This is a genomic window from Spirillospora sp. NPDC049024 (assembly GCF_040649235.1).
In the GTDB taxonomy this organism is placed as follows: Bacteria; Actinomycetota; Actinomycetes; order Streptosporangiales; family Streptosporangiaceae; genus Spirillospora.
The window spans coordinates 166,325-181,780 of record NZ_JBEZFD010000003.1 but is presented as its reverse complement, the minus strand read 5'-3'; the positions used below and the strand labels follow the sequence as shown (position 1 = coordinate 181,780).

Genomic DNA, 15,456 nt, shown 5'->3' with positions numbered 1-15,456 from the left:
AGAGAGCACACCAGTGACCGAACCACCCCCCACGACGGACGGCTCCCGTCCCATAGAGAGCATCGCGGCCTGGCGGGAACTCCTGGACACGCTCGCCGAAGCGGGCGAGATCGTGGCGGGACCGGCGGACGGCATGCCGGCCGTCGACGTGGCGGAGGGATTCGGCTACCTCCTCAACGTCCTGACCGACCAGTTCGAACGGGCGTCGCTGCGACGCTCCCGGCATCCGGTCTTCCTGCCCGGCGTCACACCCGTGCGCAAGTTCTTCTTCGACAACCCCGACACCGACTACGACATCGCGGTGCTCGGCGGCGCGTCGCGGTACCGCATCCGGGGGAACCGCGGGACGTCCGCCTACCTCGCGTTCTGCGTGTACTCCGCGATGGGGCGGGACGGGACGACCCGGCTGGTCAACCTGTCCGACCGGGACATCCGCTTCTCGCCCGGCGGCGACTTCGAGGTGATCCTCTCGCCCGAGGAGGTCCCGGGCGACTGGCTCCGCGCCGACGCCGGGTCCCGGGCGGTGATCGCCCGGCAGTACTTCCTCGACCGGGACGCGGAGGTGCCCGCGCGGTACCGGATCGAGGCACTGGACGAGCCGGCCCCCGATCCGCCGCTGAACGATCACGGCTTCGCTCGCACCGCGCGCACGACGGCGACGTTCGTCAAGGCGGCGGCGTCGTTGGCGGCGCAGCGGGCGGACGGGATGAGCGCGACGCCGAACCGCTTCGTCGCGACCGGCGAGCACGGTCCTTACCGAACGCCGGACAACGACTACGTGGTCTGCTGGTACTCGCTCGACGAAGGGGAGGCGCTCGTCATCGACGTGCGGCCTCCGGAATGCCGCTACTGGGGGGTCCACTTGGCGAACCGATGGGGACAGTCCCTGGACCACCGGACGCGGCGGACGTCGCTGAACGCCCGCACCGCGGCGTCCGGGCCGGAGGGGAACGTCCGAGTCGTCGTTTCCGGAACCGATCCCGGCGTGCCGAACTGGCTGGACACCGCCGGGCATCCCGAGGGATGGGTCCTGTTCCGCTGGCTGCTCGCGGACGCCCCGGTCATGCCCGCCGCCGAACGAGTCGGGCTCGCCGCCCTGCGGGACGTCCAGGGCGCCGTGCCGCACACCGGGAGCGCGGGATGATCCAGATGTCGGGAAGAACGAACCGCCTCTTCGGGGCCGCCCTCGCCGCCGCCCTCCTCACCGGCGGGTGCTCGACCGGACTCGGCGGCGACGCGGGAACGCCCGCCGATCCGGCGACCAGGGGGGCCGATCCGTCTCCTTGGGAGACGACGGCGCCCGCGGCCGCCGGTCTGGACCCGGCGAAGTTGGAGAACGCGGCGGCGGTGGCCAAGAAGGGAAAGTCGGACTGCCTGGCCGTCGCGCGCGACGGGAAGCTGGCCGGCGAATGGTATTTCGCCGAGGGACGCCGGGAGAAGGCGCAGCCGGTATGGTCCGCCACCAAGTCGTTCACCAGCGTCCTCGTCGGGATCGCCCAGGACGACGGCGCCCTGAGCCTGGACGACAAGGCGTCGAAATGGATCGACGAGTGGAAGGGGACCTCCGCGGAGGAGGTGACGGTCCGCGACCTCCTCAGCAACGTCTCCGGCCGGGAATGGAGCTTCCAGACCGACTACCGGCGCCTGCTCCGGTCCCGGGACCGCACGAAGTTCGCCGTCGGCCTGAAACAGCAGCACGAGCCCGGCAAGGTCTGGGTGTACAACAACTCCGCGATCCAGACGTTGCAGCGCGTCCTGCAAGAGGCCACCGGCAAGGACGTCTCCCGCTTCGCAGCGGAACGGCTGTTCAACCCGCTGGGCATGAGCCGCACCGCCATGGGCACCGATCGCGCCGGCAACACGCAGACCTTCATGGGGATCACCTCCACCTGCCGTGACATGGCCCGGTTCGGGCAGCTGATGCTCCAGAACGGGAAATGGCAGGGCCGGCAGATCGTCTCCGCCGCCTATGTCGAAGCGGCCACCGGCCGCCCGTCGACGAAGCTGAACGCGGCCTACGGATACCTCTGGTGGCTCAACCGGCCCGGAGCCATCCGGGGCCCGGTCGCGGCGACCGACCTCGGGGGAGCGCGGGCGCCGGAGGCCGCGCGGGGCCCCTTGGTGCCGGGTGCTCCGCCCCGGATGTACTGGGCTCTCGGGCTCGGCAACCAGCTCATCCAGATCGATCCGGAGACCAGGACCGTCGTGGTGCGCCTCGGGAAGACCGAACCGCGGCCCAAGCCGCCGACGTTCGGCCCCGCCGAGGCATCCAAGGTCGTCACCGACGCCGTGATCCGGTAACCGCGGTGGTGAGTCGGCGGCCGCGGCGGCCGGCCGGCAGGCCCGGCGGCGAGCCCGCGGCCCCGATGGCGGAAGGCGCCGTCCCCGTGACCTGGGGGCGGCGCCTTCGCGCTGCGGGGGGCGGCGTTCAGCTCTTGGCGGCCGCGAGGTAGATGCCGCGCGTCATCAGGGACGTGGCCGAGTCGGCGAGCGTGGTGAAGATCTGGCGGTAAACGTCCGCGACGTCCTCGTCCTCCGGGGCGGCCTGGCGCGCCAGTTCGATGAGGCGCGCCGCGATGCGCGGCTCGGCGTCGTCCAGCGCGCGGCGGGCCCGGGCGGCGAGGCCGTGCGGACCGCCCGCGAGCTCCGCCAGCACCGAGGCGAGCCGGTCCGCCCGCGGCGGCTTGAGCGCGGCCGGGTCCCCGTCCCACCAGCCTCCGTAGAGGCGCCAGATGTTGCGGACGATGAACTCCGGCTCGTCGTAGGCGGCGCGCAGGTAGGGCTTGGCGGCCAGCTTCTCCGGAACCCGCACGGCATGGATGATCTCGTCCAGGCGCGCGCCGCCGTTCATGAGCTCCAGAGTCTGGGAGACCAGCGACTCCAGGTACTCCGCCACATCGGTCAGCGCCGTGCGGACGCGGTCCTTCCCGGCGATGGGGGCGCCGTGTCCCGGGATCAGCAGCGACGCGTCCAGGTCGACCATGGCCCGCAGCGCGGCCGCCCACTCGGCCGGATACCGCTGGACCTTCTGCGGATTGCCGCAGTTGGGGGAGTTCCAGATGAACAGGTCGCCGGCCAGGATGATGTTCCGCTCGGGGACGTACGCCCAGGTGTGGTCGTCGGTCTCGCCGCGCGCGTGCCGCAACTCGAAGGTGAGGTCGCCGACGCGCAGCAGGTGCTCGTCCCGATAGGTGATCTCGGGGTAGCGGAAATCCTCCGGCCAGCGGAATCTCGGGTTCGCGAACTGCCGCGCGTTGACCGCCCGGTTGTAGTCCCTGGTCAGCGCGTAGCGTTCGAACCTGGCCTTGACGGCCTCGTGCGCGATGACGACGGGACGCTCCCCGTCGCTCCGGTCGGCCTCCTCGTCGAAGGGGCCGACGCCGAAGACATGGTCGATGTGGCCGTGCGAGTAGACGGCATAGCGGACCGGGTCGGGGCACCAGTCCCGAATGGCCTGATAGTTGCTCCTGGCCGTGTTCGGGGCCCCGGTGTCGAAGAGCACCAGCCCTTCGCCCGTCCGAAAGGCGGTGACGTTCGCGAACGCGGGCACCACGGCGACCCCGCCGGCGATTTCAAAGGCCACTCCCGTGGGGACGTCGCCGTTGAAGAACCCTTCCATCCCGACCTCGCCGTGCCACATCCGCTCCGCGTATCGCATCAGCATGGACCCACTATTGCACTCAGAGTGCAAAGTTGCCAGTGCGCGCCCGGAAAAGCGCCGGAACGCGTGCGCGCAGGCGGATGGAAGCCGAGGAGCGGGATTGCGGCCGGGGCGGAGGTCAGGCCGGGATCAGCGTGGTGAGCAGCTCGCGGAAGCAGCGGCGCCTGTCCTCCAGGCTCAGCCGCCGCAGGTGGTACCAGGCGCCCCAGCTGACGGCGGCGTCCACGATGTCGGGAAGCAGCGGGTCGCGTCCGGCGAACTCCGCCGCGAACACCTCGCGGAGCATCCCCCGCAGCCACTCGTCGCCCTCGTTGATCAGCCCGGCCACCACCCCCGAGGTGGAGGCGGCGATCGAGACGCGCCGGACCGGCGTCATGGTCTCGTAGATCCGTTCTAGCCGGCCGGCGAACCGCTCGATGCGCTCGGGAAGCGGGAGGTCGGGGCTGATCGGCTCGACCGTGGCGAGCAGCCGTTCGGCCTGCCGCTGCCCGGCCTCCACGTACAACTCGTCCAGATCGGAGAAGTGGACGAAGACGCTTCGGCGGGACACTCCGGCCCGGGTGGCGATGCTGGCAGCGGTCGGCACCCGGCCGGACTCGCGCAGAAGATCGAGGAGGGCCTCGGTGATCGCCCTCCGGGTCTGCTCCGGGCCACGCGAACGCTGAGTTGAGTGGGCCGTCCCCATGACACCGCCAGTAGAGCAGGCCCCCGTCCCCCAGTGCAAGCGCGTGCTCGCGCTCCGCCGCGTGCGCCGACCGCCCGGGATCAGTCGAGTACCGCGGTGGCCTCGACCTCGACGAGCACGTCGTCCTCGAAGAGGTGCTCGACGCCGATGAGGGACGCCGGCGGCATGGGCAGCCGGAGCCCGATCTCCTCGGCGACGCCCTCCACGCCGGCCATGAAGTCGCCGATCTTCTCCGGGCTCCAGCGGGTCACGTAGAACGTCAGGCGCAGCACGTCCGCGAACGACGCGCCCGCTCCCGCCAGCCCGAGGGCGGTGTTCCGCAGGGCCTGGGCGACCTGCCCGGCGAGGTCGCCGGGCGCCACCGGCGTCCCGTCGGCCAGGCGCGCGATCTGCCCGCTGACGTGCACATGCCTCGCCCCCGTCCCGACGGCCACGTGGTGATACGGGGTCGGCTGCATCATGCCCTCGGGCGAGAGGTACTGGACGGTCATGGTTCTCTCCTTCGTCGGTTTAGGTATCTGTAAGCTACTTAGTAACCAAAAGGCACTTCAACGAGACCAGGTTTCGGCATGGATACCGACGACGAACTGCGCATCGACGCGCCGCACCGCGAGCTGCTCGACCAGGTGCTCGACAAGTGGTCGCTCAGCGTCCTCAACGAGCTCTGCGAGCGCCCCTGCCGCTTCAACGAGCTGCGCCGGGCCGTCCCCGCGGTCACCCAGAAGTCGCTGACCGCGACCCTCCGGCGGCTGGAGCGCAACGGCGTGGTCGAGCGCGAGGTCCTCTCCACGCGCCCGGTGGCGATCAGGTACCGGATCACGCCGCTCGGCAAGACCCTCCGGCATCCCGTCGACGTGCTGCTGGCGTGGGCATCGGAGCACATGGCCGAGATCGAACGCGCCCGCGACGCCTTCGACGAGAGGGAGGACGAGGCGGGCACCTGAGAGGCCGGCGGCAGGACACCCGACCTGAATCAGGAATTTGCGGTCCGTTTTCCAAACCGTGCATGGCGAAGTGTCCCGCTGACCTAAGCCTTTATTTCCTTTGCCGCAGAGAGAACCACTTCACATTGACCGGTACCCCGGCCTTGGGATACGTCGATGAGGGTCCCTATGAAAACCCTCTGAAACGCTCGGCGAAGGTAGTGGCGCACCCGGCCGCCCGCTAGCTTGTGCTGATCAACGATCTCCCGGAAGGCCCACCATGCCGAACACCCTCCTGGGTCTGCCCGTGCACCCGCTCGTCGTCCATATCGTGGTCTTTCTGGTTCCGCTGACCGTGCTGGCCGCCCTGCTGGCGGCCCTCTGGCCGAAGGTGCGGCGGCTGCTGGGGCCGTGGATCCTCGGCGTGGCCACCATCGCCGTCCTGACGATCCCCGTGGCCACCGAAAGCGGCGAGCACCTGGAAGACCAGGTCGGCCGATCCTCCCTCGTGGAAGAGCACGCGGAACTGGGCGACACCCTGCTCCCCCTGGCGGCCGGGCTCTGGGTGGCCCTCGCCCTCCTCATCGGCGTCGGCCTCTACGCCCGGCGGAACGCGGACCGGCCGCCGCGCTGGACCGGGGCGGTGACGGTGGTGGCCATCGTCCTCACGGTGGGCACGTCGGTCGCGACGGGCGTCCAGGTGGCCCGGATCGGGCACAGCGGCGCCAAGGCGGTCTGGCACGATGCGGGCGCCGGGAGCAAGGACTCCGACGGAGACTAGCCGCCGTGACCGCCCGCTCGCGCAGAGTCCCGCCCGCGGCCGCCGGCCTGGCCGCCGCGGTCCTGCTGGCGGGCGCATGCGGCGGGAACGGGCACGCACCCGGCGCGGGGACGCCGGGCCGGTCGCGGAGCAGCACGCCGGCGCCGTCCGGGGGCGCGGCGGCGGGCTTCGCGGCCTTCGGCGACTTCGGGACGGGTGGCGCGCGGCAGCGCGAGGTCGCGGACGCCATGCTGCGGTGGGCGGCGGCCGGCCACCGCATCGACGCGCTGGTGGGCACCGGGGACAACGTCTACCCCGACGGAGACCCCGCCCTGTTCCGGACGAGGCTCGACGCGCCCTACGCGGCGCTCCGCGCGACCCGCCCGATGTGGATCACGCTCGGCAACCACGACGTCCGCGGCGACCGCGGCGCCGACCAGCTCCGCCACCTCGGACTGCCCGCCCTGCCGTACGAGAGGAGGCTGCCGGGCCTCCAGTTCCTCTTCATGGACGCCGACCACCCCGACGCGTCCCAGAGCGCCTGGCTCGAATCGCGTCTGGCCGTGCCCGGCCCGCGGTTCCGCGTCGTGGTCTTCCACCAGCCGGCCTGGTCGTGCTCCCAGCACGGGTCGACCCCCGCGGTCGACGAGCGGTGGGTGCCGATCCTGGAGCGCCACCGGGTGGCGCTGGTGCTCAACGGCCACGACCACAACTACCAGAGGTTCGTCTCGGCCAAGGGGGTCACCTACGTGGTGACCGGTGGGGGCGGGCAGCACCTCTACGACCTGCGCGCCGGCTGCGCCACGCCCCCGCGGGTCGCCGCCGCCAAGCGCTACCACTTCACCGCGGTCGAACTCCGCGCCGGCGCCCTCCAGCTCACGGCCGTGGCCGCCGACGGCGAGGTCATCGACCGGGCGACGATCCGTCCGGCCGGGTAGGGCTCGGCGGATCGGCGAGGTCGGCAAGGGGATCGTAAACGGAACCCCAATTTCCAGGCGGCACCCGTTGTAATCCGCCTGCCCGGGAAGGAGTGCTGGACGTGGGGCCGCGGCACCCTAGGAAGACCTCCCGCGAACTCGGACGCGAGACTATGGACGCGCACACCAGCTCAGGAGGCGGCGAAGAGGAGACGGACCCTCCCGTCGCCATGGCCGGTGCGGTCGATGACGCGGGCTTCCTCGACCTGGCGTTCACCCAGTCCGGCTTCGCCATGGCGATCCACGACAGCGACCTGCGGGTCGTGAGGGTCAACGACCTCATGTGCCAGAGGGTCAACGTCTCGGAAGACGAACTGCGCGGCCGCCTCCTCACCGAGGTCCTGCCAGGGCCGTTCTGGAGGCTGATGGAGCAGCACGTCCGCCACGTCCTCGACACGGGAGAGTCCGTGCACGAGGAGCACTACCGGCGGGTTCCCGGCCAGTCCCACGAGCGCAACTGGTCGGTCTTCCTGTTCCCCCTGAAGGACGAGGAGGGCAGGACGCAGGCCGTGGGGGTGGGCCTCCTCGACAGGACCGAGCAGTACCGCGCCCGGCAGCGGCTGACCATGCTGAGCGAGGCCAGCGCCCGTATCGGCACCACCCTGAACGTCACCAGGACCGCCCAGGAGCTGGCCGACCTGGTGGTGCCCCGTTTCGCCGATCTCGCCCTCGTCGACATGCTCGAAGGGGTGCTCGCCGGCGACGAACCGGGCCCGGGGCCGCTGACCGGCCGGATCGCGTTGCGCAGCGTGGCGTACCGGGCCGCCTTCGGTACCGAACCCGAGGCGAGGCCGGGCGGCCTCGACCTGCGTCCCGACCCCTGGCCGCCGGCGCGGTGCCTGGCCACCGGCAAGGCGGTCCTGATGAGCGTCGACGATCCCGAGGTCGTCGAGGCGACCTCCCGCAACCCCGCGTGGGCGGAGGCCATCGACAGGTACCGGCTCCGCTCGGTCCTGTCCGTCCCGATACGCGCCCGCGGCGTCACGCTCGGCGTCGCGGCGTTCGTCCGCGGCGAGGCCGCGGAGCCCTTCGAGCAGGACGACGTGCTGCTGGGCGAGGAACTCACCGCCCGGGCGGCCGTGTCCATCGACAACGCCCGCCGCTACACCCGCGAACGCACCACCGCCCTCGCGCTCCAGCGCAGCCTGCTCCCGCACGGCCTCCCCGAGCAGTCGGCCGTGGAGGCCGCCACCCGCTACCTGCCCGCCCGGTCCAATCTCGGCGTGGGCGGGGACTGGTTCGACGTCATCCCGCTGTCGAGCGCGCGGGTGGCCCTCGTCGTCGGCGACGTCGTCGGCCACGGCATCCGCGCCTCCGCCACCATGGGCCGGCTGCGGACCGCCGTGCGCACCCTCGTCGACGTCGACCCGTCCCCCGACGAGCTCCTCACCCGGCTCGACGACCTCGTCAGCCGGTTCTCCGCCGAGGCGGCCACCGGCGACCAGGAAGAGGCGGAGGACCAGGTCGGCGCCACCTGCCTCTACGCCGTCTACGACCCGATCTCCCGCCGCTGCACGCTCGCGCGGGCCGGGCACCCGCCGCCCGCGCTCCTCACCCCGGACGGCTCGGTCGACTTCCTCGACCTGCCCGTCGGCCTGCCCCTCGGCGTCGGCGCCCTGCCCTACGAGAGCACGGAGGTCGAACTGCCCGAGGGCAGCATCCTCGCCTTCTACACCGACGGCCTCGTCGAGTCCCGCGACCACGACCCCGACACCGGGCTCGAACGCCTGCGGCAGGCGCTGAGCCGCCGGTCCGCGTCCCTGGAGGAGACATGCGACGGCGTCTTCAAGGCCGCCCTGCCGGACTTCCCCGTGGACGACGCCGCGCTGCTCATCGCCCGCACCAACGTCCTGAGCGAGGACCAGTACGCCTCCTGGGAGCTGCCGGCCGCCCCGGCCGTCGTCGCCGAGACCCGCGACCAGGTGAGCGAGCGGCTCGCGCGCTGGGGCCTCGACGAGGCCGCCTACGTCACCGAGCTCATCGTCAGCGAACTCGTGACCAACGCGATCCGGTATGCCGAGGGCCCGATCCAGCTGCGCCTCATCCGGGACCGGACGCTCATCTGCGAGGTCTCCGACGGCAGCAGCACCGCCCCGCACCTGCGCCGCGCCCGCCTCCTCGACGAGGGAGGACGCGGCCTCCTGCTCGTCGCGCAGCTCACCCAGCGCTGGGGAACCCGTCAGACCGCCCACGGCAAGACCATCTGGACCGAGCAGCCCCTCACGGGCGCCGACTTCAGCGGCATCCTCGACCAGTTCGACGACCTGGAGTGAGAACCGCCGAAGCGGCCCGTCGTAGCGCTAGACGACTCCCGGGGCGTGCTCGTGGCCCAGCTCGGCGGACAGCTCGCGGGCGACCGCCAGCGTGCGGCGTCCGGCCTCGTCGAGGTGGGGGCCCAGGCGCGCCTTGGGCGCCGACACGTTGATCGCGGCCACGATGGTGCCGCGGAAGTCCCGCACAGGGGCGGAGACGCCGACGAGGCCCGCCTCGAACTCCTCGTCCACGGACGCGTAGCCGCGCCTGCGGATGGCCGCGACCTCGCGCAGCAGGTCGTCGGCGGCCTGGATCCGCAGCCTGGCCTGCGCATGGCCCGGCTCGTCGAGCCAGGAGGCCGCCCAGGAGCGCAGCGTGTCGGGCGCCCAGTCGGAGACCAGGACGCGCCCGGCCGAGGTCATGAGCACCGGTACCGTCACGCCCTCCCAGCCCAGCCCCCGGAAGGCGTGGGACGGCGACACCGACAGCAGCGTCAGGACCGCGGAGCCGCGCAGCACGCACAGGTGGGTGGTCTCGTTGAGGCCCGCGACCAGGCGGCGCAGGTAGGGCCCGGCCGTACGCGTCAGACGCGCCTCGGTGGTGCGGGCCGCGAGGGAGTACAGCCGCCAGCCGAGGCGGAACTCCAGCGAGTCGGGGTCGCGGTCGACCAGGGCCTCGGCCTCCATGACCTTGAGGGCGCGCGAGACCTGGCTCTTCTCCCGGTCCAGCAGCCGGGCGATCCGGCTGACGCCGAGGCCGCGCGCGGCGTGCTCGGGCTGGGCGAGCAGGTCGAGTATCTCCAGGTCGCGCCGGAGTCCGGTGGACGGCGCCGGGTCCCGGGAGGGCGTCGTGTGCGGGGGGAGGGCCAAGGGGGTTCTCCGATCGAGATCTTTGTTGCGACTGGCGCAACAAGTATTGCAGCAAAATGAACACCGTCCTACGGTCATGCCAGCGAGCCGGAGAAACCCGGCCGAAACCTCCCTCGGAAGGACAGGAGGTAGCGCATGACGTTCGGCGAATACGTGTCGTCCCGCGGGGACGAGCTGGCCCGGGCGGCCGGCCAGCACGCGCTCGTCGTCGCGACGTCGATCCTCGTCGCCACCCTGATCGGCGTCGGGATCGGCGTGCTGACCTACCGCCGGCCCCGGCTGGCCGCGCTGTCGGTCGGCACCGCGGGCGGCTTCCTGACGATCCCCTCGTTCGCGCTGCTCGGCCTGCTCATCCCGTTCCTGGGGCTGGGCTGGAAGCCGACCCTGGTGGCGCTGGTGCTGTACTCGCTGCTCCCGATCGTGCGCAACACGATCGTCGGGCTGCGCTCGGTCGACCCGGCCGTGGTGGAGGCGGGCCGCGGGATGGGGATGAGCGCGGCCCGGGTGATGGCCAGGGTCCAGCTGCCGCTGGCCTGGCCGGTCGTCCTGGCCGGGATCCGGGTGTCCACCCAGATGATCCTCGGCATCGCCGCGATCGCCGCCTACGTCGCCGGCCCCGGGCTGGGCAACCAGATCTTCGACGGGCTCGCCCGGCTGGGCTCGGTGAACTCGCTGAACGCCGCGCTCGCGGGAACCCTGGGCGTGGTCGTCCTGGCCCTCGCCTTCGACCTCTTCTACCTCGTCGTACGCCTACTCACCACCCCGAGGGGGCTTCGTGCTTGACAGCGGCAACGGTGGCGCCAGCATCGAACTGGACGGGCTCACCAAGCGGTACCCCGGGCAGGACGATCCAGCGGTCGACAACGTCACGATGGTCGTCCCGGCGGGCGAGCTGGTCGCCTTCGTCGGCCCGTCCGGCTGCGGCAAGACCACCACCATGAAGATGATCAACCGGCTGATCGAGCCGACCTCCGGCTCGGTCCGGATCGGCGGCGAGGACGTGCTCGGGATGCCGCCGGACCGGCTGCGCCGCCGGATCGGGTACGTCATCCAGCAGATCGGCCTGTTCCCGCACCTGACCATCGCGGACAACGTGGCGCTGGTGCCCGGACTCCTGGGCTGGTCCAAGCCCAAGGTGCGGGCACGGGTGGAGGAACTGCTGGACCTGGTCGGCCTGGACCCCGCCCGGTACGCCCGCCGGTACCCGCGCGAGCTGTCGGGCGGCCAGCAGCAGCGCGTCGGGGTCGCGCGGGCGCTGGCCGCCGACCCGCCCGTCATGCTCATGGACGAGCCGTTCGGCGCCACCGACCCGATCACCCGCGAGCGGCTGCAGAACGAGTTCCTGCGGCTGCAGCGCGAACTGCGCAAGACGATCATCTTCGTGACGCACGACTTCGACGAGGCCGTGAAGCTCGGCGACCGGATCGCGGTGTTCCGCGAGCGCTCCCGCATCGCGCAGTACGACACCCCGGCCCGCATCCTGGCCGAACCCGCCGACGACTACGTGGCCGGCTTCATCGGCGGCGACACCACGCTCAAGCGGCTCGCGCTGGTCAGCGTCGGCGAGTTCGCCGGGAACGGCGCCGCTCTCCCGCCGCCGGCCGGAACCCCGTCCGCGAACCCGGCCGGAGCGCTTCCCGAGGTCGGTGCCACCGCGACCCTCCGCGAGGCGCTCGACATCATGATCGCGAACGGCACGCGGCAGGTGGCCTGCGCGGGCCGCGTCCTGTCGTACGAGGAGATCTGCGCGGCGGTCGCACCGGCACGCGAGGACGAGGCGGTGCCCGGTGCTCGCTGAGTCGGCCGGCACGGCCGCCGTCGCCCGCGCCCCGCGGCGGGGCGCCGGGGTGCGGAGGGCCGCGCCGCGGATCCTGCTCACCCCGCTCCTGCTGGCGGCGGTGCTCGGAGTCCTCTACCTGTGGGTGTCGAACCTCTCCCTGGACTCGATCGAGCGGCGCACGCTGAACGCCGGCTACATCACCGCCCGGGTCGGCGAGCATCTACGCCTCACCGGCATGGCGGTGCTGCTGGTCGTGCTGATCGCGATCCCGCTGGGGATCGCCCTGTCCCGCCCGGCGGCGCGCTGGCTGAGCCCGCTCGTGCTCGGCCTCGCCAATCTCGGGCAGGCCACCCCCGCGATCGGCCTGCTGGTCCTGCTGACCATCAAGTTCGGGGTGGGGTTCCGGATCGCGCTGATCGGCCTGGTGGCCTACGCCGTGCTGCCGGTGCTGCGCAACACGATCGTGGGCGTCCAGCAGGTCGACCAGACCCTGATCGAGGCCGCCCGCGGGATGGGGATGACCCGCGCCCAGGTCCTCCGGCGGGTCGAGCTCAAGCTCGCGATCCCGGTGATCCTGGCAGGCCTGCGCACCTCGCTGGTGATGGCCGTGGGCGTGGCGACGCTGGCCACCTTCGTCAACGCGGGCGGCCTCGGCGACATCATCGTCAACGGCATCAAGCTGGACCGGACGCCCGTCCTCGTCACCGGCAGCATCCTGACCGCCGCCATCGCGTTCCTGGTCGACTGGGCCGGCGGCGTCGCCGAGGACCTGCTGCGTCCCGGAGGCGTCTGAGACCCCGCACCGCGAGGCGCGCCCGGACGCGGCGCCCGCAACTTCCACCCTTCACCCCACCCCCATCACCCCTCGGGAGTTCGTGATGTCCAAAATCAGCAGAATGCGGGGCCTTGCCGTCCCCGCGGCCGCGGCCGCGCTGGCGGCCGCCGCGCTGGCCGGCTGCGGCTCGTCCGCGACCGTCGAGCAGGGCAGCCTCGGGCAGGAGCTCAAGGGCGCGACCTTCACGGTCGGCTCCAAGGACTTCTCCGAGTCGATCGTGCTCGGCAAGATCACCATCGCGCTGCTGCGCGCCCACGGCGCCACCGTCAACGACAAGACCAACATCAAGGGCTCGACCAACACCCGTACCGCGCTGACCTCCAAGAACATCGACATGTACTGGGAGTACACCGGCACCGGCTGGGTGACCTACCTCAAGCACACCGAACCGATCCCCGACTCCGGACGCCAGTACGAGGCGGTCGCCCGCGAGGACCTGGAGAAGAACGGGATCGTCTGGACGAAGCCCGCGCCGCTCAACAACACCTACGCCTTCGCCGTCCAGAAGGACAAGGCCGCGGCGCTCGGCGTCACCAAGCTCTCCGACCTGGCGGCCCTGGCCCGGTCGAAGCCGGCCGACGCCACCTTCTGCATCGAGAGCGAGTTCTCCACCCGAGACGACGGATGGCCCGGCATGTCCAAGGCCTACGGCCTCGACGTGCCGAAGGGGGCCGTCAAGTCGGTCGACACCGGAGTGATCTACAGCGAGACCAAGAAGGGGAAGACCTGCACCTTCGGCGAGGTCTTCGCCACCGACGGCCGGATCGCCTCCATGGGCCTGACCGTCCTCCAGGACGACAAGCGCTTCTTCCCCGTCTACAACGCGGCGCTGACCCTGCGGAAGGAGACCGCCGCCAAGTACCCGCAGATCCAGCAGTACCTCGACCCGGTCGCCGCCAAGCTCACCGACGACGTGATGCGCAAGCTCAACGCCCAGGTCGACGCGGAGGGGCTGGAGCCCGAGAAGGCCGCCAACGACTGGCTCGACGAGCAGGGGTTCCTCAAGTGACGAGCATGGACGCCCCCGACCGCGCCCCCGACCGCGCCCCCGACCGCGCCCCCGACCGCGCCCCCGACCGCGCCCCCGGCCCGGCGACGGCCGTGCAGATCGGCGAGAGCTTCGTCGGGGAGGGCGCGGAGGCCGCCCACATCAACACCGTCCTCGGGCATCGCTCCGGACCGGCGGGTACCGCGTGGGCCACGGCCCTCGCCACCCCCCGCGCCGGCCATGTCCCCTTTGTCGCCGTGCTGAAGCCCGGAGTGCCGGCCAAGCCCATGACGCTGTTCGTGAACAAGGCCGCCACCGACACCGCCGCCCACGCCGAGTTGACGTGGGGAGCGGCCCAGGCGGGCGTCGCGGCGGGGGTCATGGACGCGGTGGCCGCGCAGGTCGTCCCCGCCGAGGCGGTCGACGACCTGGTGCTGGTCGCCGCCGTCTGGGTCAACCCGGAGGCCGCCGACGCCGACCTGGTCTACGCCAACAACCGCGCCGCCACCGGGGCGGCGCTGCGCGCGGGAGCGGCCGGGCTGCCGGGCGTCGAGGAGGCCCTCGAAGCCCGGCACTCGCCCGCCAACCCGTTCTACACACCCTCGGGGGACGAGTGAAGATCACCGGTATCCGGCTCGACCGGATGCGACTGCCGCTGGACCCGCCGTTCTACGCGGCCTGGGACCCCGTCCCGCGCGGTCATTTCGACGCCACCCTGGTCACCGTCGAGACCGACGAGGGCGTGGTGGGCTACGGCTCCGGCGACACGATGGACGGCTTCGAAGGCCACGAGCACCTGTTCGTCGGCCGGGACCCGCTGGCCATCGTCAACCACGTCAAGACGCTGGAGACGATCAACTTCCACGCGGGCCGCTACTGGCCGGTGGAGGCCGCGCTCTGGGACGTGATCGGCAAGGTCAGCGGCCTTCCGGTGGCCGCGCTCTTCGGCGGGGCCACGGACCGGCTGCCCGCGTACGCCTCGTTCGGCGAGCTGCGCCCCCCGGCCGCACGCGCCGAGGCCGCGCTGGCGGCCAAGGCGGCGGGCTTCCGCGCCATGAAGATCAGGGTGGCCCGCGAGCGCCTGGCGGAGGGGATCGCCGCCGTCAGGGCCGCCCGCGAGGCGGTCGGGGACGAGATCGCGCTCATGGTGGACCTCAACCAGTCGTGGCGGATGTCCGGCGACATCGCACCGGCGCTCGACCTGGCGTCGGTGCGCCGGGTGGCCGCCGAGCTGGCGGAGCTGGACGTGCAGTGGCTGGAGGAGCCGCTGCCGCAGTACGACATCGAGGGCGTGCGGACCGTGCGGGCGCAGACGGGCGTCCGCGTCGCCGGCGGCGAGATGGTGCGCACCATGCCGGAGCTGCTGCACCTGCTGGAGGCCGACGCGCTGGACGTCTACCAGCCCGACGTCGTCCTGTCGGTCGGGATGCTGCGCGCCCGCACCCTCGCCGAACTGGCCTTCGCGCGGCACCGCTGGTTCACCCCGCACACCTGGAGCAACGGGCTGGGGGTCCTGGCGAACCTGCACGTCGTGGCCGGTGTCGGCGGCGGGCCGTTCGTCGAGTTCCCCTATGACCCGCCGGGCTGGACGCCCGAGCGGCGGGACTTCTTCCTGACCGAACCGGTCGGCGTCGACGGCGACGGCTGCATGAGGGTCCCCGGCGCCCCCGGGCTCGGGGCCGGGATCGACCACACCGCGGTGCGCCGCCTGGCCCGCGGATAAGG

At 72.1% G+C, this 15,456-nt stretch carries 16 protein-coding genes; 12 read left to right on the top strand and 4 right to left on the bottom strand.

Annotated features, from left to right (window positions below; genetic code table 11):
* The first annotated feature begins 13 nt into the window (after nt 1-13).
* The gene (locus AB0C21_RS06425; RefSeq protein WP_500203011.1) at nt 14-1,144 is read left to right on the top strand and encodes a DUF1254 domain-containing protein; all 1,131 of its coding nucleotides are present in this window, start codon (nt 14-16) and stop codon (nt 1,142-1,144) included.
* 5 nt (nt 1,145-1,149) lie between these two features.
* Nucleotides 1,150-2,301 (top strand): serine hydrolase domain-containing protein, encoded by a 1,152-nt coding sequence (locus tag AB0C21_RS06420; RefSeq protein ID WP_500203010.1) that lies wholly within the window; start codon nt 1,150-1,152, stop codon nt 2,299-2,301.
* A gap of 127 nt (nt 2,302-2,428) precedes the next feature.
* On the opposite strand, the gene AB0C21_RS06415 is transcribed toward AB0C21_RS06420, so the two are convergent.
* From AB0C21_RS06415 to AB0C21_RS06405, 3 genes are all read right to left on the bottom strand, one after another.
* The gene (locus tag AB0C21_RS06415) at nt 2,429-3,664 is read right to left on the bottom strand and encodes an alkyl sulfatase dimerization domain-containing protein (RefSeq protein WP_500203009.1); all 1,236 of its coding nucleotides are present in this window, start codon (nt 3,662-3,664) and stop codon (nt 2,429-2,431) included.
* A 115-nt stretch (nt 3,665-3,779) separates the two neighbouring features.
* Nucleotides 3,780-4,346 (bottom strand): TetR/AcrR family transcriptional regulator, encoded by a 567-nt coding sequence (locus AB0C21_RS06410; RefSeq protein WP_500203008.1) that lies wholly within the window; start codon nt 4,344-4,346, stop codon nt 3,780-3,782.
* 80 nt (nt 4,347-4,426) lie between these two features.
* Nucleotides 4,427-4,837, bottom strand: coding sequence for a RidA family protein (locus AB0C21_RS06405; RefSeq protein WP_500203007.1), 411 nt, complete (start codon nt 4,835-4,837; stop codon nt 4,427-4,429).
* Between the two features lie 78 nt (nt 4,838-4,915).
* Here AB0C21_RS06405 and AB0C21_RS06400 point away from each other — a divergent pair, with 78 nt between their 5' ends.
* From AB0C21_RS06400 to AB0C21_RS06385, 4 genes are all read left to right on the top strand, one after another.
* A complete protein-coding gene (locus AB0C21_RS06400; RefSeq protein WP_500203006.1) occupies nt 4,916-5,290 on the top strand; it encodes a winged helix-turn-helix transcriptional regulator in 375 nt (124 codons plus the stop codon).
* Nucleotides 5,291-5,549: 259 nt separating this feature from the next.
* Nucleotides 5,550-6,050 (top strand): DUF2231 domain-containing protein, encoded by a 501-nt coding sequence (locus AB0C21_RS06395; protein WP_500203005.1) that lies wholly within the window; start codon nt 5,550-5,552, stop codon nt 6,048-6,050.
* A gap of 5 nt (nt 6,051-6,055) precedes the next feature.
* Nucleotides 6,056-6,967, top strand: a complete 912-nt coding sequence (locus tag AB0C21_RS06390) for a metallophosphoesterase family protein (protein ID WP_500203004.1) — start codon at nt 6,056-6,058, stop codon at nt 6,965-6,967.
* Between the two features lie 209 nt (nt 6,968-7,176).
* Complete coding sequence (locus AB0C21_RS06385; RefSeq protein ID WP_500203003.1) at nt 7,177-9,279, top strand: SpoIIE family protein phosphatase; 2,103 nt, start codon at nt 7,177-7,179, stop codon at nt 9,277-9,279.
* Between the two features lie 27 nt (nt 9,280-9,306).
* Here AB0C21_RS06385 and AB0C21_RS06380 read toward each other — a convergent pair whose 3' ends face one another.
* Nucleotides 9,307-10,128, bottom strand: coding sequence for an IclR family transcriptional regulator (locus AB0C21_RS06380; RefSeq protein WP_235036857.1), 822 nt, complete (start codon nt 10,126-10,128; stop codon nt 9,307-9,309).
* Nucleotides 10,129-10,263: 135 nt separating this feature from the next.
* Here AB0C21_RS06380 and AB0C21_RS06375 point away from each other — a divergent pair, with 135 nt between their 5' ends.
* The 6 genes from AB0C21_RS06375 to AB0C21_RS06350 all read left to right on the top strand — a co-directional run bounded on the left by AB0C21_RS06375 (nt 10,264) and on the right by AB0C21_RS06350 (nt 15,454).
* Entirely contained in the window at nt 10,264-10,911 is a 648-nt protein-coding gene (locus AB0C21_RS06375) for an ABC transporter permease (RefSeq protein ID WP_500203002.1), read from the top strand.
* Nucleotides 10,904-11,926: an ABC transporter ATP-binding protein gene (locus AB0C21_RS06370; protein WP_500203001.1), complete on the top strand. Its 1,023-nt coding sequence runs from the start codon at nt 10,904-10,906 to the stop codon at nt 11,924-11,926. The genes AB0C21_RS06375 and AB0C21_RS06370 overlap by 8 nt, the downstream gene beginning before the upstream one ends.
* Entirely contained in the window at nt 11,916-12,701 is a 786-nt protein-coding gene (locus AB0C21_RS06365; RefSeq protein ID WP_500203000.1) for an ABC transporter permease, read from the top strand. Before AB0C21_RS06370 ends, AB0C21_RS06365 begins: the two co-directional genes overlap by 11 nt.
* A 103-nt stretch (nt 12,702-12,804) precedes the next feature.
* Nucleotides 12,805-13,752, top strand: a complete 948-nt coding sequence (locus AB0C21_RS06360; protein WP_500202999.1) for a glycine betaine ABC transporter substrate-binding protein — start codon at nt 12,805-12,807, stop codon at nt 13,750-13,752.
* A 5-nt stretch (nt 13,753-13,757) separates the two neighbouring features.
* On the top strand, nt 13,758-14,348 hold the full coding sequence (gene fae / locus AB0C21_RS06355) for a formaldehyde-activating enzyme (RefSeq protein WP_500202998.1): 591 nt from the start codon (nt 13,758-13,760) through the stop codon (nt 14,346-14,348).
* Nucleotides 14,345-15,454 (top strand): mandelate racemase/muconate lactonizing enzyme family protein, encoded by a 1,110-nt coding sequence (locus AB0C21_RS06350; protein ID WP_500202997.1) that lies wholly within the window; start codon nt 14,345-14,347, stop codon nt 15,452-15,454. Before fae ends, AB0C21_RS06350 begins: the two co-directional genes overlap by 4 nt.
* The last annotated feature ends 2 nt before the right edge of the window (nt 15,455-15,456 follow it).